Origin of the sequence: Knoellia koreensis (genome assembly GCF_013041615.1) — a bacterium.
GTDB classification, from domain to species: domain Bacteria; phylum Actinomycetota; class Actinomycetes; order Actinomycetales; family Dermatophilaceae; genus Pedococcus; species Pedococcus koreensis.
On sequence record NZ_JABEPQ010000004.1, the window covers coordinates 238,140 to 263,862 of the forward strand.

A 25,723-nucleotide genomic window follows, 5' to 3' on the forward strand; every position below is an offset into this window, starting at 1 on the left:
TCCTCCTGCTCGATCACGCTCGGTGCCGCCACCCTGCCTGGGCGCGGCGTCCCCACGACGGTACTACGCGGCATACCTGGGGTCCGTGCTGGTCAACGAGCCGGGACACGCAGGTGTTCCGCACCTCCGAGGGCACTCTCCAGGATGTCGGCGGTGTGCTGGAAGTGGGCCCGCAACGCCTCGGTCGCGGCGTCCGCGTCGCGGGCCAGGGTCGCGTCGAGAATGCGGCGGTGCTCGCCGGCCACGTCACGGTCGGGCTCGCGCGGCTGGGACCAGCGCCGGTAGAGCCCGGCGGCGTCGCGCAGCCCGCAGGCGATGCTGAGCAGCCGCGGGCTCTCGCAGCCGGCGATGAGGGCCGAGTGGTATGCCGCGTGGGCGGCTTCCCAGTCGTCGCTGATCCGCACGGGGGCGTCGTCGGTGAGCATCGGGGTGCGCTCGAGCCGGTGGTGGCAGGCGACGAGGTCGGACTCCCACTCGACCCCGCCCCGCTCGATGGAGTAGCGCAGGGCGAGCGACTCGATGTCGATGCGGGTGGCGGTGAGGTCGCGCAGGTCCTCGATCGAGACCGGCATGACCCGGAAGCCGACATTGGTCTCGGCGGTGACCAGGCCCTGCTCGACGAGCCGGGTCAGCGCCTCGCGCAGGACGCTGACGCTGGCTCCGTAGCGTTCGGCCAGCGCCGCGAACTTGAGCCGCTCGCCGGGCTCGAAGATCCCACCGAGCACCTCCGCGCGCAGCTGCGCGTGGATGGCGTCGGTGTTGGCGCGAGCCCGAGCGGCCACGTCACGATCCCTTGGCGTGCTTGGCCAGCGACAGCCAGGTCTCGACCACGGTGTCGGGGTTGAGCGACATGGTCTCGATGCCCTGGTCCATCAGCCACTCCGCGAGGTCCGGGTGGTCCGACGGGCCCTGGCCGCAGATGCCGACGTACTTGCCCCGCTCCAGGCACGCCTCGATGGCGAGGGTGAGCATGCGCTTGACCGCCGGGTCGCGCTCGTCGAAGGAGCCCGCGACGAGGGAGGAGTCGCGGTCGAGGCCCAAGGTGAGCTGGGTGAGGTCGTTGGACCCGATCGAGAAGCCGTCGAAGTGCTCGAGGAAGTCGGCGGCGTTGACCGCGTTCGAGGGCACCTCGCACATCATCACGACCTGGAGGCCGTTCTCTCCGCGGACGAGGCCGTGCGCGGCGAGCAGGTCGATGACGCCCTGCGCCTCGGCGGTCGTGCGCACGAACGGGATCATCACCTTGACGTTGGTGAGGCCCATCTCGTCACGGACGTACTTCAGCGCCTCGCACTCCATCGCGAAGCACTCGGCAAAGTCCTCCGAGAGGTACCGCGAGGCGCCGCGGTACCCGATCATCGGATTCTCCTCGTCCGGCTCGTAGCGAGCGCCACCCAGCATCCCGGCATACTCGTTGCTCTTGAAGTCGGACATGCGCACGATGACCGGCTCGGGCGCGAACGCCGCCGCGAGCATCGAGACGCCCTCCGCCACGCGCTGCACGAAGAACTCGCGCGGACCGGGGTAGGCCTCGATGAGGGCCTCGATCTCGGCCTTGAGCTCGGGCTCCTGGTCGTCGAGCTCGAGCAGGGCCCGCGGGTGGATCCCGATCTGGCGGTTGATGATGAACTCCAGGCGCGCCAGGCCGATGCCGGCGTTGGGCAGCCGCGAGTACTCGAAGGCTTGGTCGGGCGTGCCGATGTTCATCATGATCTTGACCGGGATGTCGGGCATGTCGTCGAGCGCGGTCTCGGTGACGGTGAAGTCGCGCAGGCCGTCGTAGACGTAGCCGGTGTCGCCCTCGGCGCAGGAGACGGTGACCTCCTGGCCCTCGGTGAGGTCGCGGGTCGCCGTGCCGGTGCCGACGACCGCGGGGATGCCGAGCTCGCGGGAGATGATCGCGGCGTGCGCCGTGCGGCCGCCGCGGTTGGTGACGATCGCGCTGGCGCGCTTCATGATCGGCTCCCAGTCGGGGTCGGTCATGTCGGCGACGAGGACGTCGCCCTTCTCGAAGTCGTGCATCTCCTCGGCGGACTTCAGGATGCGGACCTTGCCGGCACCTATCTTCTGGCCGATGGCGCGGCCCTCGACGATGACGGCGGACTCGTCGCGCTTGCCGTCCATGCGGAACCGCTGCAGCGTCGAGCCGGTCTCGCGCGACTTCACCGTCTCGGGGCGCGCCTGGAGGATGTAGAGCTTGCCGTCGACGCCGTCCTTGCCCCACTCGATGTCCATGGGGCGGCCGTAGTGCTCCTCGATCGCCAGGGCGTGCTGGGCCAGCTCGGTCACCTCGGCGTCGGTGAGGCTGAGCTTGCCGCGCTCGGCCTCGTCGACGTCGACGAACTCGGTGGAGCGGCCCACCTCGGAGTCCTCGGTGTAGACCATCTTGGTGGCCTTGCCGCCGACGCCGCGCTTGAGCACCGCGGGCCGGCCGGCGCGCAGGGCCGGCTTGTAGACGTAGAACTCGTCGGGGTTGACCGCGCCCTGGACGACGGCCTCACCGAGGCCGTAGCTGCTCGTGACGAACACGGCGTCGGGGAAGCCGGACTCGGTGTCGATGGTGAACATCACGCCGGACGCGCCGATGTCGGAGCGGACCATGCGCTGCACGCCCGCCGACAGCGCGACGGCCTCGTGGTCGAAGTTGCTGTGCACGCGGTAGGAGATGGCGCGGTCGTTGTAGAGCGAGGCGAAGACCAGCCGGATCGCCTGGAGGACCGCGTCGATGCCGCGCACGTTGAGGAACGTCTCCTGCTGCCCGGCGAAGGACGCGTCGGGCAGGTCCTCGGCGGTGGCGCTCGAGCGGACGGCGAAGCTGGCCTCGTCGCCCTGCTCACCGACGAGAGTGTCGTATGCCGCGCGGATGTCGGCTTCGAGGTCGGGCGGGAAGGGCTGCTCCTCGACGGCTTGCCGGATCTCGGAGCCGGCTTGGGCGAGCGCCCGGGTGTCCTCGACGTCGAGCCCGCCGAGGATGCCGTTGATGCGGTCAGCGAGGCCCTCGTGGGCGAGGAACCGGCGGTAGGCGTCGGCCGTGGTCGCGAACCCGTTGGGCACCGAGACGCCCGCCTTGGACAGGTGCTGCACCATCTCGCCGAGCGAGGCGTTCTTGCCGCCGACGCGCTCGACGTCGCCCATGCCGAGGTCCTTGAACCAGGCGATGTTCTCGGTTTCGTTGGTGCTCAAGGGTGTTCCTTCCGGTTAGCTCGACAGGCTCGACAGGTGCGCGCTCTGCATGATGACCGCGGCCATCTCCTCGACCGACATCTTGGCCGAGTTGATCGAGGGGATGCGGTGGGCCCGGTAGAGGGCCTCGGCCCGCCGCAGCTCGTAGCTGCACTGCGCGAGGCTGGCGTACTTCGAGCCCGGCCGACGCTCGCCCCGGACCTGGCTGAGCCGGGCGGGCGTCGACAGCAGCCCGAAGCACCGGTCGCCCAGGTCCTTGATCGGGCGCGGCAGGTCGCCGGTGTCGAAGTCCTCGTCGACCAGCGGGTAGTTCGCCACCTTGAGGCCGTGCTGGAGCGCGAGGTACATCGACGTGGGTGTCTTCCCGCACCGCGACGGCGCGACGAGGATGAGGTCGGCTGACTCGAGGTTGCGCAGGCTCGCCCCGTCGTCGTGCTCCATGGCGTACTCGATCGCCTTCATCCGCGCGTCGTAGCGGCGGGTGTCTCCGAGCCCGTGCAGGGCGGCCGTGCCGTGGGTCGCGTTGACGTGCAGGACGCGCTCGACGTCGTCCAGCGGTGGGCCGAACAGGTCGATCACGGCGCACTTGGTGCGCAGCAGCTCCTGGCGGATCTCCTCGTCCGAGACGGTCGAGAAGACCAGTGGAGTCACCTGCTCGGTCATCGAGCTGTCGAGCTCGACCACCACGTCGCGCATCTGCTCGACGGTGCGGATGAACGGGATCTTGCGCCGCGAGAACGACAGCGACGGGAACTGCTGGAGCATGAGGTTGCCGAGCGTCTCGGCGGAGATGCCCGTGCCCCCGGCCACGAAGAAGACGGGGGTGGGGGCGGTGGCGGAACCGGACGGCATACCCTCCCCCACCGCGCTCACCTCGTGCTCCGTCGCCACGGCCGCGAGTCTAGGAGACCCTAGGCCTTGCTGTGCGCGCCGGTCATGAGCGCCGCGAGATCCTCGGGGTGGAGAAACGACGGCGGGGGCGGCGGACCCCAGCTGTAGAGGCCCTGGGCGCCCTCGAGGACGGAGGGCTCCCAGATCTCCTCCTCGGGGATCACGTCGAGGTCGGAGTAGTACTCGGAGAAGTTGCCGGCCGGGTCCTTGAGGTACCAGAAGAAGTTGGACCCGGCGAAGTGCCGGCCCAGGCCCCAGATGTGGCGCTCCGGGTTGCCCTCGAGCATGCTCGTCGCGCCGCGGCCCACGTCGTCGATGTCCTGCACCTGCCAGCTGGTGTGGTGCAGGTAGTTGATCGGCGACTGGAGCGCGAGGAAGTTGTGGTGGTCGCTGGAGCACCGCAGGAACGCACCCTTGTCGCCGATGTAGTCGGACACCTTGAAGCCCAGGCCGTCGACGAAGAACCGCATCGTCGCCTGGACGTCGACCGTGCCGGCGACGGCGTGGCCGAGCTTGCGCGGGCGCACCGGCTCCTCGCGCACGATGCCGGGCGCGCGGCCGTGGCGGTCGACGCGGCCCGGCCCGTTGTAGGGCGTCGGGGGCAGCTCCTGCTGCACGAGCCGCGGGCGCACCGACACCCGGACGTCGAAGTCGGCGACCGGCTCGGTGGCCACCAGCGAGTCGCCCTCGAGCCTCGGGGTGACACCCATGGCCCGCAGGTTGGCCGCGATGCGGGCGAGGTCGTCGGTGTCGTCGGCGCGGACGCCCAGCTCGACGAGGCGGCGGCGCGGCGTCTGCACGACCCGCAGCTGCTCACCGCCCTCGACCGTCGAGAAGCGGCCCTGCTCCCCCTGGGCGAGACCGAAGTCGGTGTAGTAGGCGGACGTCTCCGCGACGTTGGGGACACCCATGATCACGTGGCTCAGACCGTGCAGGCTCATGACGCACTTCCTTCCGTGGTTGCATTCTGCGCCGAATCGGCGACGAACGTCTGGCGGAGCTCGCCGATCCCCTCGGCCCGGCTGACGAGCACCTGGCCGGGCTGGATGTACTTGGGGGGCTTGCGGCCCAGGCCCACGCCCTCCGGGGTTCCGGTGAAGAGCAGGTCACCCGGGTAGAGCGTGATGACCTTGGAGAGCTCGGCGACGAGCCGGGCGACGGGCACGATCAGCTTGGCGGTGGTGCCGTCCTGGACCACCTCGTCGTCGAGCTGCGCGGTGAGCTTGACGTCGTCGCGGTCGGCGAGCTCGTCGACGGTGACGAGCCACGGCCCGGTCGGGGTGAAGCCCGGGAAGGACTTGCCGAGACCGAACTGCGGCACCGGACCGGCGAGCTGGCTGACGCGCTCGGAGAGGTCCTGACCGAGGGTGACACCGGCAATGTGGTCCCAGGCCTCGTCCTCGGTGACGCCCGTGGTTTGGGTGCCGATCACCGCGACCAGCTCGACCTCCCAGTCGGTGTTGCCGCCCTCGGGCAGCGTCACCGTCGTGACCGGGCCGCTGAGGCTGCTGACGAACTTCGGGAAGACCGGGGGCAGCCCGTCCGGGGCCTCGAAGCCGGACTCCGCGGCGTGCTCGGTGTAGTTGAGCCCGATCGCGACGATCTGCCGCGGCTCGGGTGACGGGGCACCGAGCCGCTCGGGGTCGATGGGCTCGGCGTCGACGGGCGCGGAGCCAGCCGCCGACAGCTGGTCGGCCGCGGAGGTGGCCCAGTCCCGGAAAGCCGGCCACGCGGCATACACCGGGGCAAGCTCGGGGCCGAAGCGGCCGTCGCTGGCCTTGTGGACGTCGACGGCGACGTCGGCACCGCCCTCGTCGCGGACGACGAGCACTGCACGGCCGTCGAGGTTTGCGAGTCTCATGTCGAATCTCCTTGCTGTGCTTGGTCTTTGGGGTCTGTCGGTCAGCGACCGTCGAGGGCGAGCACCTGGCGCAGGGCCGCCTCGAGGTCTCCGGCCGGGTTGTCGGTGAGCCGCGGCGCGCGGTAGGCGATGTGGTGGTCGGGTCGCACCAGCAGGACGCCGGTGTCCTCGACCTCGCGCAGCGTCGCCCAGCGGCCGAGGACGTCGGCCCACTCCTCGTGGCCGACGACGTGCGCGGTCAGCGGCACGTCGAGCTGCTCGGCGAGCTTGGTGGCGGCGTCGACCCAGGGCTGTCCGCCCGTCCCGGTGAGGACGGTGAAGCCGCCCCTGCCGGTGAGGTCGAGGGTGGAGGCCGCCCGGCCGTCCTTCTCGAGCCACGCGTGGGGAAGGCGGGCGCCCGGGTGGGTCGTGGGGTGGTGGTGCAGCTCGGGGTCGCGGTCGGGCTCGGGCCACGGGGTGCCGTCGTCGACGACTGCGCCCGCGGCATACCGCTGGTCGATCTCCACGCCGAGAGCGTTGAACTGGTAGTTCTGGAGCTCGACGGCGGTGGCGAGCTCCCGGCGTCGGGCCTCGCCCTTCGGGCCGGGCTCGAAGAGGCCACGCAGGGCGGCCGCCCCCTCCTCGTTGCTCTGGCCGGGGCCGAAACCGAAGGCCTGGCTGATCGGCAGCATGTCCTGCACCGACTTCATGGCGCGGTCGACGACCTGCTTGCCGACGGGCTGCCGCTCGGCGTCGTAGCTGTCGAGCAGCGCCTCACCGGCCTTGCCCTGCAACACATAGGCGAGCTTCCACGCGAGGTTGAACGAGTCCTGGATCGAGGTGTTGGTGCCCAGGCCGTTGGCCGGCGGGTGCCGGTGTGCGGCGTCGCCGACGAGGAAGGCGCGGCCCTCGCGGTAGCGGTCGGCGACGACGTGGTTGATCTGCCACGTGCTGACCGACTTGATGCGGATGTCGACGTCGGGGTCCCCGATCGTCGTCCGCGCGCGCTCGGTGACGGCCGCCTCGGAGAGGTCCGGCTCCCCCTGGCTCGGGTCGTACATGAACAGCAGCACCCACTCGGTCCACGGCTTGACGCAGATCCAGGTGCCGGAGCCGACCCAGTAGTCGTTGCCGGGCTGGCTCATCCAGTAGAGGGTGCCGGGGCGGTGGGCGGTGTACTTCGTGAGGTCGGCTTCGAGCCAGACGTTGACCGCCGCGCCGAGACCGGACTCGCCGGTGAAGTCGAAGCCGAGCCCCTGGGCGACGAGGGAGCGACCACCGTCGGCGCCCACGACGTACTTCGCACGGATCTGGTGCGTCTCGCCGGTGTCGCGCTCCTTGACGGTGGCGGTGACGCCGTCGGTGTCCTGGGTGATGTGCACCAGCTCGGTGGAGAACCGGATGTCGGCGCCGAATCCCGTTGCGGCGCGCAGCAGCTCGGGCTCGAGGATGTGTTGCGGGATGTTGCACATCTTCGACGGGCTGGCCAGCTGGTACTCGCTGTGGCGCTCGGGCCCGCTGCCCCACGTGAGCAGGCGGGCGAGCTCCTCACCGGCGAAGCTCGTGGCCCAGACGTTGTTGCCCATGAGGTCGTTGTCGGTCGCGACCGCCTTGACCTGGTCCTCGATGCCGAGGTCACGAAACACCTCGACCGTGCGCTGGTTGGTGATGTGCGCGCGGGGCGAGTGGGCGGTGCCGGGGTACTTGGTGACGGTGACCGCGTCGATGCCCTCCCGGGCCAGCAGGGCGGCCATGGTCAGACCGGCCGGGCCTGCCCCGACGACGAGGACGTCGGTCGTGATGTCGCTCATGACGCGGATTCCTTTGCCAGCCACGGGTATCGGTCGGTGTCGGCGCCCGCGTAGTCGGGGTCGAGGTAGACGAAAAGCCGCTGGATGCGGCCGTCGCGGATCTCGAGGACGTCGCACCAGCGACCGGCGTGGGTGACGCCGGCGCGGAACTCGACGCCGTCGACGGTGGTGCCCGAGGACGTTCCTTCCACGACGACGGTGTCACCGTTCACGACGTAGTTGAAGTAGGCGTAGTCGTGGGTGATGCCCTTGAGCAGGGAGGCGACCTGGCCGAACGCCTCCTTGGTGGCGTCGATCCCGTTCACCAGGCCGACCTTGGGGAAGTAGAACTGGATGTGGTCGTCGAAGAGCTCGAAGAAGTCCTCGCCGCGGTCGAGCCGCTTGAGGTACTCCAGGGCGACGGCCTTACGAGCCTCGTCGGTCATGGGGGCGCTGGTGGTGACGTCGGTGCTCATGGGGACTCCTTATGCGGGCTGGGTCCGGCGGGCGCGCCGGGACGAGGCGATGAAGACGTATGCCGCCAGGGCGGCGACGAGGACGGCGACCACACCGGTGAGCGGCGAGTAGGACTCGGTGAGCCCGATTGCGTGGTCGACGGAGATGCGACCCGGCCCGGTGAAGGCGAGGGCCGCGGCGACGAGGGCGTAGAGCAGGGGTAGCTCGTAGCCACCCTTGACCGCCCAGAGTCCCTTGTCGGCGTTGACCGACGCGGCGACGACCAGGGTGCCGGCGACCATGGCGGCGCCGAGTGGCGTGAGCAGCCCGAGGATGAGCAGGGCCGAACCGGCGATCTCCACCGTCGCCGCGAGCAGGACGCGGCTGCGGCCGGGCCGGAAGCCCCAGGTCTCGAAGATCGGCGCCGTGCCGTCCGGTCCCAGGCCGCCGAAGGCGCCGAACGCCTTCTGGCTGCCGTGGGCCAGGATCAGCCCGCCGATGACGAGCCGCAGGATGAGCAGGCCGAGGTCGGTGCTGGTCTGCATGGTCACTCCTTCGTGGACAGGATCGATCGGAGGGCGGAGCGCAGGTCTCCCGTCGGGTCGTCACCCAGGGTCTGGGCACGCCAGCCGACGTAGCGGTCGGGACGGACCAGGACGGCTCCGTCCTCGGCGACCTCACGGGCACCGGCCCACGCGGCATACGCGTCGTCGACGTCGCGGCCGCGACCCACGAGGTGCGCCCGGATGGGGACGCCTAGCTCGTCGCCGACCTTCGCCGCCGCGGCTGCCCACTCCTCGCCACCGATGCCGGTGAGGAGGGTGAACTCGCCCTGACCGGCGAGGTCGAGGGTCGAGACCCGCTTGCCGTCGCGGACGACCCACACGTGGGGCAGGTAGGCGCCGGGCCAGGTGGTCGGCTGGTAGTAGAGCTGTGGGTCCTTGGTGTACTCGGGCATCGGCCCGTCCGGCACGGCGGCCGTCGACGAGTAGCGCTGGCCGAGCTCGACACCGTGGGCGTTGAAGTGGAACTCATTGGCCTCCAAGGCTTCCTGGAGCTTGGCGCGACGGTCGCGACCCTCGTCGTTGTCGCCGAAGAACCGCTCGAGGGCCGCCTCGCCCTCCTCGTCGGACTGGCCTGCCTCGACGCCGAAGATGGACGGGATCCGGCCGAACACCCCCACGCTCTCCAGCGCCCGGTCGACGACCTGGCGGCCCACCGGTTGGCGCTCGTCGTGGTAGCTGTCGAGGAGGGCGTCGCCGGCGAGGCCGCGGACGACGTGCGACAGCTTCCACGCGAGGTTGTAGCCGTCCTGCACGGAGGTGTTGCTGCCCAGGCCGTTGGCCGGCGGGTGGCGGTGCGCCGCGTCGCCGGCGAGGAAGACACGACCGTTGCGGTAGCGAGTCGCCACCACGTGGTTGAGCTGCCACTGCGAGACGTTCTTGATCCGGATCGGCACGTCGGGGTCGCCGATGACCTTGCGGGCGCGGGCGGTCAGCCCCTCCTCGGTGAGGTCGATCGTCTCCTTCTCGGGGTCGTAGACCACGATGAGGACCCATTCGTTCCAGGGGCGGACGGTGATGAACGTGCCTGCGCCGAGCCAGAAGTCACGACCCGGCTGGATCGTGAGGAACAGCGCGCCCGGGCGGTCCGCTCGGTACTTCTCGAGGTCGGCCTCGAGCCAGATGTTGACGGCGGTGCCGAGGCCGGTCTCCCCCTCGAACGGGAAGCCCAGCGATTCCGCGACGAGACTGCGCCCGCCGTCGGCCCCCACGGCATACCGTGCCCTTATGACGTAGCGCTCGTCCGTGACGCGGTCGAGAACCGTTGCGGTGACAGCGGTTTCGTCCTGGGTGATCTCGACCAACTCGGTGTTGAACCGCAGGTCCGCCCCGAGCTCGAGGGCCCGGTCACGCAGCACCGGCTCGAGGTCGTGCTGCCCGATGTTGACCATCGTGCAGGGGCTCGCGTTCTCGTAGTCGCCCTTGCGCTGCGGCCCGCTCCCCCAGGCGTACATGCGGGCGAGCTCACGCCCCGCGACGCTGGTGGCCCAGACGTTGTGGCCCATCTGGTCGCCGGGGAGGGCGCGGGCGAGCACCTGCTCCTCGACGCCGAGGTCGCGGAACACCTCCATGGCGCGCTGGTTGGTGATGTGTGCACGGGGCGTGTGCGCACAGTCGGGATACTTGTTGACGGCGATGACGGGTATGCCGTCGCGCGCCAGGAGGGCGGTCGTCGTCAGGCCCGCGGGGCCCGCGCCGACAACGAGGACGTCGGTCTCGACAGTTCGCATCGTGTCGATTCCCTTTCAGCTCAGGTGCATTCCGGCGTCGACCACGAGGTTCGACGCGTTGATGCCGGGGTTGTCGAGGAGGGCAAAGGCCGCGTTGACGATGTCGTCGGTTACCGGGAGCCGCTTTCCCGGCGTGCGCTGGCGCAGGCGCTCGTACTGCTCGGCGCGCACCGGGTCGGCGTGGTCGACGGCCTCGGTGCCCATGACGACACCAGGCGTGATGACGTTGACCCGCACCGGGGCGATCTGCACGGCAAGGGAGTTCGCGAGACCCACGACTCCGGCGTTGGCCATCGAGATGGTCGTCGAGCCGGGCATCGGCCGCCACATGGACAGGCCGCTGAACATCAGCACCGAGCCGGTGTCGGCGAGCTTCGGCAACGCGTAGTGGACGCTCGCGGCATACCCGACGTTCTTCATCAGCGACGTCTTCGCGGCGTCGTCGGGACGGAAGTCCTTGATGTCGTTCTGGTCGCGGTCGAGGGCCGCGAGGACGAGGTGGTCGATGGGGCCCAGGCCGGAGAAGAACTCCTCCAGCGAGGCCCAGTCGGTGAGGTCGCAGATGCCCGCGACGGCCAAGGTCCCGATCTCGGCGGCGGCCTTCTCGGCCTTCTCCGGGTCACGGCCCGCGACGGTCACCCGCCGGCCACGCTGCGCCGCGGCCTTGGCGATCTCGAAGCCGAGGCCCTGCGTGCCACCCACGACGACTACGTGCTCGGCCCTGTCTGTGCCACGTCCTTGTGACGACATCTCGACCCTCCTTTGGGTGCTGAGCGATACCTCATGGTCCGCTCCGATTGACGAAAAAACAAGAGATTTTCGAAAATCATTCCCGAAGCAGGAATCGCCAAGCACTTGGGGGCGCCAGAGGTGCCCCTGGGCGCACCCCTGCGCCCCCAAACGTCAGCGCCCCGGCCGACCCGGCCGGGGCGCTGCAGTGGGGTCAGGCCGAGGTCAGCTGTAGACGTGCGGCGCGAGGGTGCCGACGTCGCGCAGGTTGCGATACTGCTCGGCGTAGTCGAGGCCGTAGCCGACGACGAACTCGTTGGGGATGTCGAAGCCGACCCACTTGACGTCGATCTCGACCTTGGCGGCCTCGGGCTTGCGCAGCAGAGTGCAGATCTCGACCGAGGCGGGGTTGCGCGACTCGAGGTTGGACTTGATCCACGACAGCGTCAGCCCGGAGTCGACGATGTCCTCGACGATGAGCACGTGCTTGCCGGTGATGTCGGTGTCGAGGTCCTTGAGGATGCGCACGACGCCGGAGCTCTTGGTGCCGGACCCGTACGACGACACCGCCATCCAGTCCATCGGCGCGGTGCCGGGCAGCGCCCGCGAGAGGTCGGCCATCACCATGACCGCGCCCTTGAGGACGCCGACGAGCAACAGGTCCTTGCCGTCGTACTCGGCCCAGATCTCGGCGGCCAGCTCCTGCAGCCGCGCGCGGATCTCGTCCTCGGTGATGAGGACCTTCTCCAGGTCTGCTCCCATGTGGGCAGCGTCCACGGCTGTGCTCCTCGGTGTCGTCGCGGTGGTGGAGTGCGGTGCTATTCAACCGGAGACGGGCGGGTGATGGACACCCGGCCGTCGCTGCGGGTCGCCGTGAGAGGGCCGGGCAGGCTCACCGGCCCCTGCCCGTGCCAGCGGGTGAGGAGTGCGTCGCAGGCGTCGGTATGCCGCGTGCTCACCTGACCGGCCGGCGCACCGGCCGCGACCACGAGCCGTCGCCACACGCGGGTCCGCACGGGCCGCGCCAGTGCGAGCAGGTCATCGACTGCCCACGGCCCGGGCCCGAGCGCGGTGACCGCGTCATCAGCGAGCGCGTCGAGGAAGTCGGCGTCCTCACGCAGCTGGGTCGCCGTGCGCGCCAAGGCCTGCGCCACGCCGGGTCCGAGTGCCCGTTCGAGGTCGGCCAGCCCGTACCGGGCGCGCACCCGGGCGTAGGCGGTGTCCTCGTTCATCGGGTCGTCCCACCACTCCAGCTCCTCGTCGGCCAGCAGCTGTCGACACTGCCGTTTCGTCACCCCGAGCAGGGGACGGCGGAAGCGGCCGCGCGTCTGCGGCATACCGGACAGGGACCGGGCGCCGGCACCACGCACCAGCCCGAGCAGCACCTGCTCGGCCTGGTCGTCGAGGGTGTGGCCGAGGAGCACGAGTGCCGCACCGTAGCGGTCCGCCGCCACGTCGAGCGCCTCGTAACGGGCGTCGCGCGCGGCGGCCTCGAGCCCGTGACCGTCCTGCACGACCCGCACGGGCGTGATGTGGACCAGGTCGAAACCCAGGGTGCGACACCAGTCGGCGACGCGGCGCGCGATGCTGTCCGAACCGGTCTGGAGCCCATGGTCGACGACGACGACCCCGGCCCGCACCCCCAGCTTGGGTGCCTCGAAGGCCGTGGCCGCGGCCAAAGCCGAGGAGTCGGCGCCACCGCTGCAGGCGACGAGCACCACGTCCCCCGGTGAGACCTCCTCCAGTGCCGCCCGGACCGCGCGCCGGATCGTCGCGGTCGCCGGGTGCGGGCCCGCCACCGCTACCCCCCGTGCACGCGGGCGACCCAGGCCGCCGGATTCTCGATCTCGGCGGGCTTCGGGAGCGTCTGCGGCGACTCCCACACCCGGTTGAAGCCGTCGACACCGACGGTGTCGACGACGTGCCGGACGAACGCGGCTCCGTCGCGGTACTGGCGCATCTTGGCCTCCAGCCCGAGCAGGCGGCGCAGCACCCGGTCGATCGCGCCGACCCCCTTGCGCCGCTCGTTGAACCGGCTGCGGATCGTGGCCACCGTCGGGATCACCTGCGGCCCGACCTCGTCCATGACGACGTCGGCGTGGCCCTCCAGCAACGACATGACGGCCGTGACCTCGGCCAGCTCGGCCCGCTGCTCGGGGGTGGAGATGACGTCGACGAGCCCGGTGCCGCCGCTGCGGAAGGCCTCCGGAAGCTGCGACGTCAGGCGGGACAGCGTGTCCTGCAACGACTCCGGGTCGGGCACGAGGTCGGTGGCCAGGGTGCGGACGCGCTCGATGAGGTGGTCGCGCAGCCACGGCACGGCAGTGAACTGCACGCGGTGGGTCTCCTCGTGCATGCACACCCAGAGCCGGAAGTCCGTGGGGTCGACACCGAGCTCCCGCTCGACCTGCACGAGGTTGGGCGCGACGAGCATGAGCCGGGGCGTGCCCTGGGGCGCGAGGTCGTACTGGCCCAGCACCTTCCCGGCCATGAACGCGAGCAGCGCACCGGCCTCACCGCCGGTGACCTTGCCGCCGACGGCGCGGGCGGCGGCACCGGGGGCGCGCTTCTGGGCGTCCGCGATCTTCCCGAGCACCGGGTCCATGAGGGACGCCATCGAGTCGGCGTTGAGCGCGATCCAGGTGGGCCGGTCAACGACGATCGGCGCGGGTGCGTCACCCGGTGCGTGGAGGCGGGCCGTGTCGGCGACGGGCTGCTGGGCGCGGCCGGCCGCGGCCCGGATGTCGGCCACGACCTCGGCGGCCTCACCGGCCGAGACCTTCGGCCCGGCAGGTACCAGCCGCCCGCCGGTCGCCTTGGCGAACTCCCAGTCGACGAACTTCGTCCCCGCAGTCTGCACGCTCATTGCCTCCACCGTAGTGACTTCGGACCGCATCAGCGGCAGCCGCAGGTGGCGAGGGTCGCCACGAACCGGTCCAACGCCGCCCGGGCATTGAGGGTTCCGACACCCGCGGGCACACCGTCGGCGAGCACGACGTAGGACAGGACCCGTCCGTCGGCGTCGACCACGGTGCCGGCGATCGAGCTGATCCCGGTGAGCGTGCCCGTCTTGGCGCGGGCGTTGCCGGCGACGACGTGCGTGCCCTTGGTGTTGAACCGGTCGGCGAGCGTGCCGCTCAGCCCGGCCACCGGCAGCTGCGCGACGACGTCCTGCATGCCGGGCACGCTGCCGTCGGCACCACGCTGGAGCGCGTCGGAGATGACCCGCGGCGGCACCTTCTGCCCGGCCGACAACCCGCTCGTGTCCTTGAGCACCACCCCGGTGGTGTCGATCCCGTTGGCCTGGGCCTGTTTCAGCACGAAGCTCACGGCGGCGGCGAACGACGTGCCACCGCCCTTCTTCACGGCGGCCTGGCGGGCCAGTCCGTCGGTGAGGGCGTTGTCGCTTTCGGCCAGCGCCAGGGCGAGCACGTCACCGATCGGCGCCGACTCGACCCGCCCCAGCTCGGTTGCCCCGGCCGGGGTCCTGGTGTCCCACGTGGAGGCCGGCGCGAGGGTGGCGGTGATGCCGACCTTGGCGAGCGCGGCCACGAACGCCGCCGCCGTCGCGGCCTCCGGGTTGCGCGGTGCCGGGTGGTAGGGCACCGCCCGCTGGCCGGCGAGGCCGAGCATGCTGACGCCGCCGGTGAAGCCCTGGTCGATGTCCGCCTTGACCCACGTCGGCGCGTACCGCGGCCCCGCGGCATACGTCGTGTCGAGCCGCAGGGTGACGTTCGTCGTGCCCGACGGCGCCAAGGCGGTCGCGACCTGCTGGGCGAGGTCGCCCAGGCCGGCGCGCCCCTCCACGGCGGCCGGGTTGCCGGCGCCCTTGGCGAGCATGCTGTCGCCGCCGGCGACCAGGACGAGCTGCGACGGCGAGGAGCCCTGCACCACCGTGGTCGGCAGGGTCGCGGTCGGGTCGAGGGTCGTGGAGACGGCGAGCGCGGTGAGCAGCTTGACGGTCGAGGCCGGGCGGCGGGCGGTGTCGGCGTTCTGCCGGAAGAGGTTCTGCCCGGTGAAGGCGTCACGGACGACGACGCCCGGGCTGGCACCGAGGGCGGGGTCCTTGGCGGCCCGCCCGATCACCTGGGCCAGCGACGTCGCCGCCGGGATGGGCGCGCCCGCCGAGGCCGCCTCCAGCGGCACCGCCGCCTCGTCCACGGTGGGCAGGACCACGGCCGGCGTGGTGGCTCCCGCACTCGGGGTCACCGTGGGTGCCGGGGCAGGCACGTCGCGGGTGAGTATGCCGGGCACGACGTCGTAGACATCGAAGGCGCCGTACCCGGCGACCAGCAGCACGGCGACCCCGGTGCCGGCGAGGATGCGGCGCACGTGACCCCCTGTCGGCTGGACTTGCGCAGTACGTAAGACTGTCGCGAGCCTAGGTCATCAGTCCGGGCATGCGAGGAAAGGGGCAGCGTCGTGGAGTTCGACGTCACCATCGAGATCCCCCAGGGAGCTCGGAACAAGTACGAGGTCGACCACGAGACCGGCCGCATCCGGCTGGACCGGCTCCTGTTCACGTCCACCCGCTACCCGGCGGACTACGGCTACGTCGAGGACACCCTCGGCGAGGACGGCGACCCGCTCGACGCGCTCGTCCTGCTCGAGGAGCCGACGTGGCCCGGGTGCCTCGTGCGGGCCCGCCCGATCGGCATGTTCCACATGCGCGACGAGGCCGGCGGCGACGACAAGATCCTGTGCGTCCCGGCCGGCGACCCGCGCCAGGACCACATCACCGAGCTCGAGCACATCAACGAGTTCGACCGCCTCGAGATCCAGCACTTCTTCGAGACCTACAAGGACCTCGAGCCAGGTAAGTCGGTCGAGGGCGCCCACTGGGCCGGCCGCGAGGACGCCGAGCGCGTCGTGCGCGAGGCGATCCAGCGCGCCAACGAGGCCAGCTTCACCACCGCCCGCTGGACCCTCCCCGGCCACACCGCGCAGTCCGAGGCCAAGCCGCCGACAGACTGACGCGCGCACGCCGCGGGTGAGCCCGCGGCATACCCACCACGCATCCGGACCCCCGGCCGACGAGACGTCTGGCCGGGGGTCCGGTGGTATGCCGGGGGGTCGCCGCCCCGGTCAGGGGCGCCCGCCGTAGGGCAGGAGGTCGGAGCGGTAGATCGAGGCGTAGCGGACGTTGAGCCCGGTGCGCGGTGCCTCGATCATCTGGCCGCCGCCGACGTACAGGCCCATGTGGTGGCTGCTCGGACCGGAGCTGCCGTAGAACACGAGGTCGCCCGGGCGCAGGTCGCTGATCGGCACGCGCGCGGTCTCGGCCCACTGGGCGCCGGTGTAGTGCGACAGGTAGACGCCGGCCTGGCGCCACGCCATGAGGGTGAGGCCGGAGCAGTCGAAGCCGTCCGGGCCGGTGCCACCCCACACGTAGGGCTTGCCGAGCTGGGCCTCGGCGTAGGCGATGACCGCGGACACGCCACCGCTGCTCGGCGGGGGCGGCGGCGGGTCGGCGGGCTTGGGCTTGGAGGGCGTGGGCTGCGACGGCCGCGGCTGGGAGGGACGGGGCTGGGTCGGCCGCGACGTGGACGGGCGGTTCTGGGCGGCCTGGGCGGCAGCCCGCTCGGCAGCCTCGGCTGCCGCCTTCTGGCGCGCGGCCTCCGCGGCGGCGCGCTTGGCCGCTGCCTCGGCCTCCTTGCGGGCGGCGGCGTCGCGGGCGGCGCGGGCGCGCTCCTCGGCGAGCCGGGCCTGCTTGGCAGCAGCCGCTGCGGCCTCACGGGCCGCGGCCGCTGCGGCGAGGCCGTCCTGACGCTGCTTCTCGAGCTCGACCGAGGTCTTGCGCAGGCTCGCGAGCTGGGTGGTGAGCTGGTCCTGCTCCTTCTGGATGCGGACCGCCTCGGCCTGGGCGGCATCGGCCTTCTGCTGCGCCGCGTCGCGCTTCTGCTGGGCGACTGCGGCCGCCTTGGCCTGTGCCTCGCTGGCGGCCTGCGCCTGGGCGCCCATGGTGCGCGCGACGGCGGAGGTGGCCGCCGCCTTCTGCAGCGTCCGGGCCCGGGCGTCGCTCACGGCGTCGAGCGCCGTGGCGCGGTCGACGAGGTCCTGCGGCCCCTTGCTCGACAGGTAGGCGTCGAGCTCACCGAGGTTGCCACCGGCCTGGTAGACGGTGGCGGCGTACCGGCGGACCTCCAGGCCCGCGGCGTCGGCGGTGGCCTGGGCTGCCTTGGCCCGGGCCGCGGCGGCCTTCGCCTCGTCCTTGGCCTTGTCGAGGGCGAGCTGCGCGCCGTTGAACTCCTCGGCCGCGGCCGAGGCCTGGTCCTGCACCTGGCTGAGCCGGGCGCTCGAGGCGGCGTACTGGGCGTCGAGCTGGGAGACCTTGCCGGCGGTGGTGGTGACCGCCTCCTTGGCCTTCGCCACCTTCTCCTTGGACGGGTAGACGGGGCCGGGGTCGGCCGAGGCCGACATCGCCGCGGAGAGGCACAGGAGGCCGACGACGGACACGGCGGCGCCGGCTCGCAGGGCACGGCGGGGGGTCATGGTGCCTGGCACGGGGGGATGCCTCTCTGGTCACGGTCGGGTTTCGCTCTCGCGCCGTACGAGGCTAGGGCCGGTTTTTCACACAGAACCCATTCGTCACACAAATCCCACGCATTTCAGCGCTCGAACAAAATGACATTCATGTAATTCGCCGACTTACACGAATGTTTTTCAGCAGGTCCTCGAATTGTTGGCACAGGTGTCCACCAATGGTCACGAAATCATCACGAAATCGGCATTGGTGCAGGTGGGAACCGCTGACCGAGGGTCAGCGAGCAGCGTCAGCGGGCGCGGTGGCCGGCACGCAGTGCCTCGTATGCCGTGGGGTCCTCGGCGCGCAGCGTGCGGCGCGCGAGCCGGCGGTACCGCAGGATCTGCACGATCCCCAGCCCCCACACGAGGTACTGCACCGCCATGGCCAGCCGGAAGTCGTCGACCGTGTAGGTGTCCGGACCGCCGGGGGCGACGCGGTCGAGGATGACGCCGATGAGGATCACCGTCGACAGCGACGCGAGGAACCCGCCGACGTTGACGATGCCGGTGGCGCTCCCGAGCCGGGTGGGCGGGTTGAAGGTGCGCGCCAGGTCGAAGCCGACGAGCGAGCCGGGACCGCCCACCGCGGTGACGACCACGAGGACCACGAGCAGCGGCAACGGCGCGCGCCCGGGCCACAGCAGGACCACCGCCCACACCGCCATGATCGAGGTGACGATGCCGAGGATCAGGGTGGAGCGCGAGAACGGGTAGCGGGTGACGAAGCTGCCGATGAGCGGGCTCGTGACCGCCGTGGTGATCGTCATGAGCACCAGCAGGTTGCCGGCGGTGCTCGGCGAAAGTCCTTGTCCCGCAACGAGGAACGGGAACCCCCACAGCAGCGCGAAGACCGTCGCGCCGAACTGTGCGGAGAAGTGTGACCAGAGGCCGAGCCGGGTGCCGGGCGTCCGCCAGGCCGCCCGGATGGTGCGGGCCAGGGCGCGGATCTTGATCTGGTCGAGCTCGTGGTCGGGGTTCGGCGAGTCCCGCACGACGACGAGGGCAAGGATCGCCAACGCCACACCGACAGCCGCTGACGCGGCATACGAGGGCTCCCAACCCCACTCGTGCAACGCGTAGACGAGGGGGCTCGCGGCCGCGAGGGCGCCGAGCTGGCCGAGGAGACCGGTGACCTGCGTGATGAGCGGGATCCGTAGGGGCGGGAACCACAGCGCGACGATCCGCAGCAGCGGTACGAACACCATCGAGTCACCCATGCCGAGCAGCACGCGGGCGGCGATCCCCGCCGCGAAGGAGTCGACGAACGCGAAGCCGAACTGGGCCACGGTCATCAACGTGACGCCGGCGAGCAGGAGCCGCTTGGGCCCGAACCGGTCGAGCAGCGCACCCACGGGGATCTGCATCGCCGCGTAGACGAACAGCTGCACCATCGTGAACACCGACAGCTGCGTCGCGGCGATGTGGAACCGGTCGGCCGCCATGAGCCCGGCCACGCCGAGGGAGCTGCGATGGAAGACCGCGAGGACGTAGATCGCCACGGACGAGGCGTAGACCAGCCAGGCGCGGCGCCCTCCCAACGGATACTGGGCGTCGCGGGAGGTCACGTGCTTCATTCTCTCCCAAGGTGTCTGGCGAGCCCGACCTGCCCCGCGCGCATCATCCAGGCGTGGTTGGCGCGCAACAACGGAGCGGTGAGCGAAGCGGTCCGCGCGAGCAGGGCCGGGGTGACCACGGCCTCCTGGTCGAAGACCGCCACGGTGTCGTCGCCGTCACCCCTGACCTGCCACTGGCACCAGCCGTCGAGGTCGCCGGCGACCCCCACCCGCAGCAGCCCGCTGCCTTCGTCCTCGGCCTCCCGGGTCAGCACGAGGTGCAGCGTGTAGGGCAGCACCGAGCGAATGGTGACCCGTCCGGACACGTCGTCGATCCGCTCGAGGCTGCGCACCTGCGGCCACCAGCGGTCGTAGCGCTCGACGTCGGCCAGCGCGGCATACGTGCGCTCGAACGGGGCGGGCAGGTGCCACTCGTGGTGGAAGCGGAAGACGGGCACGGCTCCATCCTTGCGCCCCGGTCGGCTGACTACGCGTAGGTTCGGGCCATGCGCGAGTTCACGCGGGACGGCTTGGTCTTCGACGTCACCGAGGTCGGGCCGCCCGACGGCGAGGTGGCGCTGCTGCTGCACGGGTGGCCGCAGGACCGCACGGCGTGGACCGCGGTCGCAACCGAGCTGGCCGCCGCGGGGATGCGGGCCGTCGCCTTCGACCAGCGCGGCTACTCCCCTCGCGCGCGACCCCAGGGCCGGGCGGCCTACCGCATGCGCGAGCTCGTCGCGGACGTGGCAGCGGCCGTGGCGGCGACGGGTGCCGAGCGCGTGCACCTCGTCGGGCACGACTGGGGCGGGTCGGTGGCGTGGGCCTTCGCCGAACGCCATCCCGAGCTGCTGCGTTCGCTGACCGTGCTGTCGACACCGCACCACCGCGCGTTGGCCGCGGCGCTGCGTCACCCCGACCAGGCGCGCAAGAGCTGGTACATCGCCGCGTTCCAGCTGCCGTGGCTGCCCGAGGCGGTGCTGCGTCGCCGGTTGCCCGCCGTGCTGCGCGACATCGGCCTGCCCGAGCCGGACGTGCAGCGGTATGCCGCCCGCTTCCGTGAGCCGGGCGCTGCGGCGGGCGGGCTGGCGTGGTACCGCGCACTCCCTCTAGGCGGTGACGTCCTCCCGGATCCGCGGAAACTGTTGCGGCGCAAGGGAAGCCGTGCCACCCCCGCGGAGCGGTCAAGCCGTTCGATCACCGTCCCCACGACGTACCTCTGGGGCTCCCGGGACCCTGCCCTCGGCCGCGAGGCGGCGGAGGCGAGCGGTCGGTGGGTCAGCGCGGCATACGACTTCGTCGAGCTCGACGCGGGCCACTGGCTACCGGAGACCGAGCCACACGCGGTTGCGAAGGCCGTTGTGTCCCAACGGGATCAGGGCAAAGACTGAGGGCCGGCCCTCTGCTGGACCGGCCCTCAGGCCAAGGGGTGACGCGGCGTCAGGCGGTGGCCGGGACGCTCGTCAGCTGGGTGAGCGCGAACTCGGTGATGCGCACCAGTGCGTGCTTGGCCGACTCGCGGTCACGGGCATCGACGGTGATGACCGGGATGTGGCTCGGGATGGCGAGCGCCTCACGGATCTCGTCGGGCCCGAACTGGCCGGCGTCGTCGAACTGGTTGATGGCCACGATGAAGGGCAGACCCTTGGCCTCGAAGTAGTCGACGGCGGCGAAGCTGTCGTCGAGGCGGCGGGTGTCGACGAGGACGACGGCACCGATGGCGCCCTTGACCAGGTCGTCCCACATGAACCAGAAGCGGCGCTGGCCGGGGGTGCCGAAGAGGTAGAGCACGAGGTTCTCGGCGAGGGTGATGCGACCGAAGTCCATGGCCACCGTGGTGGTGTGCTTCGACTGCACCTTGGAGATGTCGTCCTGCCCCTCGGACTCCTGGGTGACCAGGGCCTCGGTGCGCAGCGGGTCGATCTCGGAGACGGCACCAACGAAGGTGGTCTTGCCGACGCCGAACCCGCCGGCCACGACGATCTTCGTCGAGGCGCTGTTGCGGTTAGAGGGCGCGTAGTCCACTGAGTGTCCTTTCGATCAGATCACGTCGCTCGTCGGTCGTCGTGTTCTCGGAGATGGTGGCTCGGGTCTTGAGGTGCCCGGCGGAGATGAGGTCCCCCAGGAGCACCCGGGCGACCCCCAGCGGGATGTGGAGCTTGGCCGAGACCTCCGCGACCGACTGGCTGGCCGCGCAGAGCTCGATGATGCGTCCGGACAGGTCACCCTCCGGCCAGGTGGCGGTCTTCGCGGACGGCTGCACCTCGAGGGTTGCCTCGATCGGCAGGTCGACCGCGGACTCGGTGCGTCCGGACGTGAGGGCGTAGGGCCGCACCAGTCGCGGTGCCGCCGCCTCCTCACGCTCCTCGGTCGCCATCCCTTACCCCGACATCGGGGTCCGGGCAGCCGCGTCGATCATCTGGCCGACGCGGTCGACGAGGACCGCCATCTCGTAACCGACCTGACCGATGTCGGAGTCGGTACCGGTGAGGGCGGCGAGGTGCGAACCGTCACCGACGCTCATCAGCAGGAGGTACCCGAGCTCCATCTCGATCACGGACTGCAGGACGGTGCCACCCTGGAACAGGCGGGCCGCACCCGAGGCGAGGCTCGCCATGCCGGAGGCCACGGCGGCCATCTGCTCGGCGCGCTCCGGGGGGAGCTGCTCGCTGGAGGCCATGGGCAGTCCGTCGGCGGAGACCAGGATGGCGTGCGAAACGCCGGGGGTCTCGGTCGCGAACTTGGCCACGAGCCAGTCGTACTCGCCCTTGGGCTGGGCCATGGCGTCAGTGGTGAACATCGGCTTCCTCTCGGTGGTTTCCGTCTTGTGCCTCGGTGCGAGCGTCGCTCACACCCTTCTGGTGGCGGTTCAGGTTGCGGCGGATGGTTTCGGGGTCACGCCGCGAGGTCGCGGGTGCTGCCGGGGTGGGCGTCGGCTCCTCGGCCGCGCCGGGGATGAGCCGGTTGCCGGGACGGCGCATGGGGAGACCGGCCGAGCTTTCCTCCAACGGTTGCGTCTCCTCGACTCGTGCGGCGGCCGACCAGGCCTGGTCGATCTCGGTGGGGGCCCAGTCCTCCGTCTCGGTCTGGACCGGCTCGTCGGTGAGCCAGCGCGACATCATGGCCCGGAAGATCGGGGTGTCGTTCTCGTTGCCCGACGGTGCGGGCTCGAGGTCCGCGACAGGCGTCTCGACCACGGGGGCCTCAGCCACGGGGGTCTCAGGGACAGGGGCCTCGACCACGGGGGCCTCGACCACAGGGGCTTCGACCACAGGGAGCTCCGCGGCGGGGATGACCTCGGTCGGCTCCGGCGACGGGGTGGCCTCCGCCGGTCCGCGGCGACGGGCGCCGAAGAACGAGGAGTTGTGGGCCCGAACGGCCGGACGACCGGTGGGCGTCGGCGCCGCGGGCTCCTGCGCTCGGGCCGCCTCGGGAGCGCCGGTGGCCCCGGGGACCCGCGTCGGCAGCGCGCCGTCGGCGACAGTCTCCTGCGAGTGCGCCTGCGGCGCCTCGGCCGGTATGCCTTCCTGCTCGGCCGCAGCCTCGCTCACCTGCTCGGTGACGCCGGCCTCGGCCACCCACTCGTCCGGGACGTGCACCGCGGCGTCGGGCTCGATGACCTCGACCTCAGCTTGCGCCTCGGTCTCGGTCTCGGTCTCGGTCTCGGTCTCGGTCTCGGTGACCTCGACGTCCTCGGTCGCGGCGCCCTCCTCGCGGGCCTTGGCGGCCTCGACCATCTTGGCCCGGTGGTCGAGCCAGGCCGAGAGGTTCGACGGCATCTGCCGCGGCTCGTTGGCCTCGGCCTCGAGGCGGGCGGCCTCGGCGGCCTTGGCGGCGCGACCGGGCAGCCAGTTCATGAGGCGGCTGCCCTTGGCGACCGGAGCGTCCGCCCGCGAGCTGCGGGTGGCGGTCTCGTCGGCCTTCGGCTCCTGCGCGACCGGGGCCGGGGCGTCCTCGAACTCGCGGTACTCGGTGATCTGGCTGGCGCGCGGCTTGCGCACCGGCAGACCGGCCTTGGAGACGACCGGGGCGTCGTCTGCCTTGACCTCGTCGACCTGCGTGTCGTCGCCCTTGGCCTCGGCGGCCGCGTGTCCGTTGGTCTCTGCGCCGTTGGTGGCCTTGGCCCCGTTGGTGTCGTGGGCCCCGTCGCTGCCATTGGTCCCAACGCCGTTCGTGCCCTTGGCGTCGTGGGTGTCAGTGCCGTTGGTGCCGTTGGTGTCAACGCCGTTGGTGTCGGTGCCGTTGGTGTCGGTGCCGTTGGTGCCGGCGGCCTTGGCAGCCGGCTCGGCACCTTCGATGACGGGCTTGACCGGCGCCGGCAGCGCGGCCGGCGCGGTGGGCGCACCGGGACCGTGCGCACCCGGGGTGCGGGTGGGCAGGAGCTTCTTGGCGGCGCCCGGCACCGGGCTGGGTCCGGCCGTGGTCGGCGCACCGCTCGCACCGCGCACGCGGGTGGGCAGACCGGACTTGGTCGTGCCACCGACGGCGGAGGTGGGCGGCGTCGCCGGGGCCAGACCCGCGTCCGGTGCGACCGGCGCAGCGGCGGCAGCGGCAGCGGCCGGACGCGGTCGGTCGGCCGTGGTGTCGGCGTCGGCCAGCAGACCGGCCGGCAGGTGCACGGACACGGTGATGCCCTGCTTGTCGTCGCCGTTGCGGCGCAGCCGCACGGCGATGCCGTGCCGCTTCGCCAGACTGCCGACCACGAACAGGCCCATGCGCCGCGCGGTGTCGGCGGTGATGTCGCCGCCGTTCGCGAGACGGTCGTTGAGACCCGCAAGCTCCTTGGGCGGCATACCCAGGCCACGGTCGGTGACCTCGATGAGAAGGCCACCTTCGGGCGTGCGGGCGCCACGGATCGCGACGCGCGTGGTGGGCGGGGAGTAGGCGAGAGCGTTGTCGACGACCTCGGCCACCAGGTGGATCAAGTCGGAGCCGACCGCGCCGAGGACCTTGTCGTTGGAGGTGTCGCCGATGTCGATGCGCTCGTAGTTCTCGACCTCGGACACCGCGGCACGGACCGCGTCGGAGACCGCGATGGCGCCGGAGACACCGCGGCGGGTGGAGGTGCCGGCGAGCACGAGCAGCGAGTCGGAGTTGCGGCGCATACGAGCGGCGAGGTGGTCGAGCCGGAACAGGCTCTGGAGCCGCTTCGGGTCCTCCTCGTCGGACTCGAGGCGCTCGATGAGCGACAGCTGCTGGTCGATGAGCGAGGTGCTGCGCCGCGACAGGGTCTCGAACATGTGCCCGACCTGCACCCGCAGGCGGGCCTGCTCACCGGCGAGGGTGAGGGCCTGGGTGTGGAGGTCGTCCACGGCGCGGGCCAGCTGGCCCATCTCCTCGTGCGTGGTGACGGGGATCGGCTCGAACTCGGGGGCGTCGCCACCGTCACGCATCGCGGCCACGGCGTCGGGCAGGCGCCGGTTGGCGATGTCGAGGGCGCCGGCACGCACCGCACGGATCGGGCCGAGCAGCGAGCGGACGAGGCCGATGACGATGCCGAGGGCGAGCAACAGGGCGACCGCCATGAGGCCCGCGGTGAGCAGTGCCTTGGAGCGGTACTGGGCCGCCTGGGCGCCCAGGTAGTCCTGCAGCGAGGACAGCTCCTGCGAGGTCACCTTCTGGTACGACTGGATCGAGGCGCGGTAGGAGTCGCCGAGGAACTTCTGGTCGGGGACCTCGCCACCTTGCAACGAGACGTCGCGACGGAAGTTGTCGTAGATGAGGCGCTGGGCCTCACCGGCGTTCTCGGGCTGCACCTCGACCTTGAGCCGGGTCAGGAACGACGCCTCGGCACCGACCGCACCGAGTGCCGCCTGGCGTGAACCGCTGTTGTCGGTGTTGGAGAGGTTGAGCTGCTGGGCCAGCATGGCGCGCTGGGCGGCGATCGAGTCCTGGATCGCGCCCTGGCCACGAGTGGCGCGTGGGTCGAGACCGATGCCGAGACCGGCGACGGCGTCCGACGCCGACTGGGCGGTGCCGTTGGCCTTGTCGATGAGAACCGACATGGCGCCGGCCTGGCCGACGGAGGTGCGCACACCGCGACCGTTGGTCAGTGCGGAGCCGACGGCGCGCTTGGCGGCGGCGCTGATGTTGCCCTTCGCGGCGTCCTCGAGCTTCTTGGCCGCGGCGTCGTAGGCGACGACCGACGGGTTACGGGCCGGGCCGCCGGGCACCGACGACGACGCCAGCGTCTGCGTGGCGGCGTTGAACTCCAGCAGCGGGGTCAGCACCTTCGCGGCGTCGGTCGCCCTGGTCAGCTCGCGGTATTGGTTGTAGTCGCTGCTGACGCGCAACCCACCGAAGATGAAGGCCAGGAGGACGGGAAGGGCAAGCGCCGCAGCGAGCTTGCGCCGCAACGGCCAATGGCCGAAGGACCAGCTTCGCGGGCCACGGCCAGCCGCCGACTGCAGTCTGGACACGCAAGTCACCTTCCTCGGGACGAACACTTCGGGCGAACCGAAACCTA

General features: G+C 71.3%; 23 protein-coding genes. 2 read left to right on the forward strand and 21 right to left on the reverse strand.

The features are described from left to right. Positions 1-92 precede the first annotated feature (92 nt). The 14 genes from HJG52_RS16915 to dacB form a co-directional block, all read right to left on the reverse strand. On the reverse strand, positions 93-782 hold the full coding sequence (locus tag HJG52_RS16915; protein WP_346767808.1) for an FCD domain-containing protein: 690 nt from the start codon (positions 780-782) through the stop codon (positions 93-95). Between the two features lies 1 nt (position 783). Continuing rightward, on the reverse strand, positions 784-3,183 hold the full coding sequence (ppsA, locus tag HJG52_RS16920; protein WP_277352174.1) for a phosphoenolpyruvate synthase: 2,400 nt from the start codon (positions 3,181-3,183) through the stop codon (positions 784-786). Positions 3,184-3,198: 15 nt separating this feature from the next. Continuing rightward, positions 3,199-4,035: a pyruvate, water dikinase regulatory protein gene (locus tag HJG52_RS16925; RefSeq protein ID WP_171244900.1), complete on the reverse strand. Its 837-nt coding sequence runs from the start codon at positions 4,033-4,035 to the stop codon at positions 3,199-3,201. Positions 4,036-4,094: 59 nt separating this feature from the next. Further along, a complete protein-coding gene (locus tag HJG52_RS16930; RefSeq protein ID WP_171244793.1) occupies positions 4,095-5,015 on the reverse strand; it encodes a VOC family protein in 921 nt (306 codons plus the stop codon). Further along, positions 5,012-5,935 (reverse strand): fumarylacetoacetate hydrolase family protein, encoded by a 924-nt coding sequence (locus HJG52_RS16935; protein ID WP_171244794.1) that lies wholly within the window; start codon positions 5,933-5,935, stop codon positions 5,012-5,014. The genes HJG52_RS16930 and HJG52_RS16935 overlap by 4 nt, the downstream gene beginning before the upstream one ends. Before the next feature lie 41 nt (positions 5,936-5,976). Further along, complete coding sequence (locus HJG52_RS16940; protein ID WP_171244795.1) at positions 5,977-7,725, reverse strand: FAD-dependent monooxygenase; 1,749 nt, start codon at positions 7,723-7,725, stop codon at positions 5,977-5,979. After that, on the reverse strand, positions 7,722-8,180 hold the full coding sequence (locus tag HJG52_RS16945) for a nuclear transport factor 2 family protein (RefSeq protein ID WP_240978122.1): 459 nt from the start codon (positions 8,178-8,180) through the stop codon (positions 7,722-7,724). The genes HJG52_RS16940 and HJG52_RS16945 overlap by 4 nt, the downstream gene beginning before the upstream one ends. A gap of 9 nt (positions 8,181-8,189) precedes the next feature. Next, positions 8,190-8,705: a DoxX family protein gene (locus HJG52_RS16950; protein WP_171244796.1), complete on the reverse strand. Its 516-nt coding sequence runs from the start codon at positions 8,703-8,705 to the stop codon at positions 8,190-8,192. Positions 8,706-8,707: 2 nt separating this feature from the next. Then, the gene (locus HJG52_RS16955; protein ID WP_171244797.1) at positions 8,708-10,453 is read right to left on the reverse strand and encodes an FAD-dependent oxidoreductase; all 1,746 of its coding nucleotides are present in this window, start codon (positions 10,451-10,453) and stop codon (positions 8,708-8,710) included. A 15-nt stretch (positions 10,454-10,468) separates the two neighbouring features. Then, on the reverse strand, positions 10,469-11,203 hold the full coding sequence (locus HJG52_RS16960; RefSeq protein WP_171244798.1) for an SDR family NAD(P)-dependent oxidoreductase: 735 nt from the start codon (positions 11,201-11,203) through the stop codon (positions 10,469-10,471). 204 nt (positions 11,204-11,407) lie between these two features. Beyond that, entirely contained in the window at positions 11,408-11,959 is a 552-nt protein-coding gene (hpt, locus tag HJG52_RS16965; protein ID WP_171244799.1) for a hypoxanthine phosphoribosyltransferase, read from the reverse strand. Positions 11,960-12,000: 41 nt separating this feature from the next. Beyond that, positions 12,001-12,981, reverse strand: a complete 981-nt coding sequence (tilS, locus tag HJG52_RS16970) for a tRNA lysidine(34) synthetase TilS (protein ID WP_171244800.1) — start codon at positions 12,979-12,981, stop codon at positions 12,001-12,003. A gap of 2 nt (positions 12,982-12,983) precedes the next feature. After that, the gene (locus HJG52_RS16975) at positions 12,984-14,048 is read right to left on the reverse strand and encodes a zinc-dependent metalloprotease (RefSeq protein ID WP_171244801.1); all 1,065 of its coding nucleotides are present in this window, start codon (positions 14,046-14,048) and stop codon (positions 12,984-12,986) included. Between the two features lie 29 nt (positions 14,049-14,077). Further along, positions 14,078-15,514 (reverse strand): D-alanyl-D-alanine carboxypeptidase/D-alanyl-D-alanine endopeptidase, encoded by a 1,437-nt coding sequence (gene dacB, locus HJG52_RS16980; protein ID WP_171244802.1) that lies wholly within the window; start codon positions 15,512-15,514, stop codon positions 14,078-14,080. A 90-nt stretch (positions 15,515-15,604) separates the two neighbouring features. Between dacB and HJG52_RS16985 the strand changes: the two genes are divergently transcribed. Further along, entirely contained in the window at positions 15,605-16,156 is a 552-nt protein-coding gene (locus HJG52_RS16985; RefSeq protein WP_171244803.1) for an inorganic diphosphatase, read from the forward strand. 111 nt (positions 16,157-16,267) lie between these two features. On the opposite strand, the gene HJG52_RS16990 is transcribed toward HJG52_RS16985, so the two are convergent. The 3 genes from HJG52_RS16990 to HJG52_RS17000 form a co-directional block, all read right to left on the reverse strand. Continuing rightward, positions 16,268-17,674 carry a C40 family peptidase gene (locus HJG52_RS16990; RefSeq protein ID WP_171244804.1) on the reverse strand — a complete coding sequence of 469 codons (1,407 nt, stop codon included), beginning with the start codon at positions 17,672-17,674 and terminating at the stop codon, positions 16,268-16,270. A gap of 281 nt (positions 17,675-17,955) precedes the next feature. Then, positions 17,956-19,281: an MFS transporter gene (locus HJG52_RS16995; protein WP_171244805.1), complete on the reverse strand. Its 1,326-nt coding sequence runs from the start codon at positions 19,279-19,281 to the stop codon at positions 17,956-17,958. After that, complete coding sequence (locus HJG52_RS17000; RefSeq protein WP_171244806.1) at positions 19,278-19,718, reverse strand: SRPBCC family protein; 441 nt, start codon at positions 19,716-19,718, stop codon at positions 19,278-19,280. The genes HJG52_RS16995 and HJG52_RS17000 overlap by 4 nt, the downstream gene beginning before the upstream one ends. Positions 19,719-19,766: 48 nt before the next feature. On the opposite strand from HJG52_RS17000, the gene HJG52_RS17005 reads away from it, so the two are divergent. Continuing rightward, positions 19,767-20,648, forward strand: coding sequence for an alpha/beta fold hydrolase (locus HJG52_RS17005; RefSeq protein WP_171244807.1), 882 nt, complete (start codon positions 19,767-19,769; stop codon positions 20,646-20,648). A gap of 49 nt (positions 20,649-20,697) precedes the next feature. On the opposite strand, the gene HJG52_RS17010 is transcribed toward HJG52_RS17005, so the two are convergent. Genes HJG52_RS17010 through HJG52_RS17025 form a run of 4 tightly spaced genes read right to left on the reverse strand, consistent with a single transcriptional unit; the run spans position 20,698 to position 25,676 of the window. Next, complete coding sequence (locus HJG52_RS17010; RefSeq protein WP_171244808.1) at positions 20,698-21,282, reverse strand: ATP/GTP-binding protein; 585 nt, start codon at positions 21,280-21,282, stop codon at positions 20,698-20,700. Then, positions 21,263-21,634, reverse strand: coding sequence for a DUF742 domain-containing protein (locus HJG52_RS17015; protein WP_171244809.1), 372 nt, complete (start codon positions 21,632-21,634; stop codon positions 21,263-21,265). Before HJG52_RS17015 ends, HJG52_RS17010 begins: the two co-directional genes overlap by 20 nt. 3 nt (positions 21,635-21,637) lie before the next feature. Beyond that, positions 21,638-22,057, reverse strand: coding sequence for a roadblock/LC7 domain-containing protein (locus tag HJG52_RS17020; RefSeq protein ID WP_240978123.1), 420 nt, complete (start codon positions 22,055-22,057; stop codon positions 21,638-21,640). After that, positions 22,044-25,676: an ATP-binding protein gene (locus HJG52_RS17025; protein WP_171244810.1), complete on the reverse strand. Its 3,633-nt coding sequence runs from the start codon at positions 25,674-25,676 to the stop codon at positions 22,044-22,046. Before HJG52_RS17025 ends, HJG52_RS17020 begins: the two co-directional genes overlap by 14 nt. Positions 25,677-25,723 lie beyond the last annotated feature (47 nt).

Coding starts and splice junctions, on each gene's coding strand:
- HJG52_RS16925 (WP_171244900.1), bottom strand. CDS start 4,035: ATGCCGTCCGGTTCCGCCACCGCCCCCACCCCCGTCTTCTTCGTGGCC.
- HJG52_RS16930 (WP_171244793.1), bottom strand. CDS start 5,015: ATGAGCCTGCACGGTCTGAGCCACGTGATCATGGGTGTCCCCAACGTC.
- HJG52_RS16935 (WP_171244794.1), bottom strand. CDS start 5,935: ATGAGACTCGCAAACCTCGACGGCCGTGCAGTGCTCGTCGTCCGCGAC.
- HJG52_RS16940 (WP_171244795.1), bottom strand. CDS start 7,725: ATGAGCGACATCACGACCGACGTCCTCGTCGTCGGGGCAGGCCCGGCC.
- HJG52_RS16945 (WP_240978122.1), bottom strand. CDS start 8,180: ATGAGCACCGACGTCACCACCAGCGCCCCCATGACCGACGAGGCTCGT.
- HJG52_RS16950 (WP_171244796.1), bottom strand. CDS start 8,705: ATGCAGACCAGCACCGACCTCGGCCTGCTCATCCTGCGGCTCGTCATC.
- HJG52_RS16955 (WP_171244797.1), bottom strand. CDS start 10,453: ATGCGAACTGTCGAGACCGACGTCCTCGTTGTCGGCGCGGGCCCCGCG.
- HJG52_RS16960 (WP_171244798.1), bottom strand. CDS start 11,203: ATGTCGTCACAAGGACGTGGCACAGACAGGGCCGAGCACGTAGTCGTC.
- HJG52_RS16975 (WP_171244801.1), bottom strand. CDS start 14,048: ATGAGCGTGCAGACTGCGGGGACGAAGTTCGTCGACTGGGAGTTCGCC.
- HJG52_RS16990 (WP_171244804.1), bottom strand. CDS start 17,674: ATGACCCCCCGCCGTGCCCTGCGAGCCGGCGCCGCCGTGTCCGTCGTC.
- HJG52_RS16995 (WP_171244805.1), bottom strand. CDS start 19,281: ATGAAGCACGTGACCTCCCGCGACGCCCAGTATCCGTTGGGAGGGCGC.
- HJG52_RS17005 (WP_171244807.1), top strand. CDS start 19,767: ATGCGCGAGTTCACGCGGGACGGCTTGGTCTTCGACGTCACCGAGGTC.
- HJG52_RS17015 (WP_171244809.1), bottom strand. CDS start 21,634: ATGGCGACCGAGGAGCGTGAGGAGGCGGCGGCACCGCGACTGGTGCGG.
- HJG52_RS17020 (WP_240978123.1), bottom strand. CDS start 22,057: ATGTTCACCACTGACGCCATGGCCCAGCCCAAGGGCGAGTACGACTGG.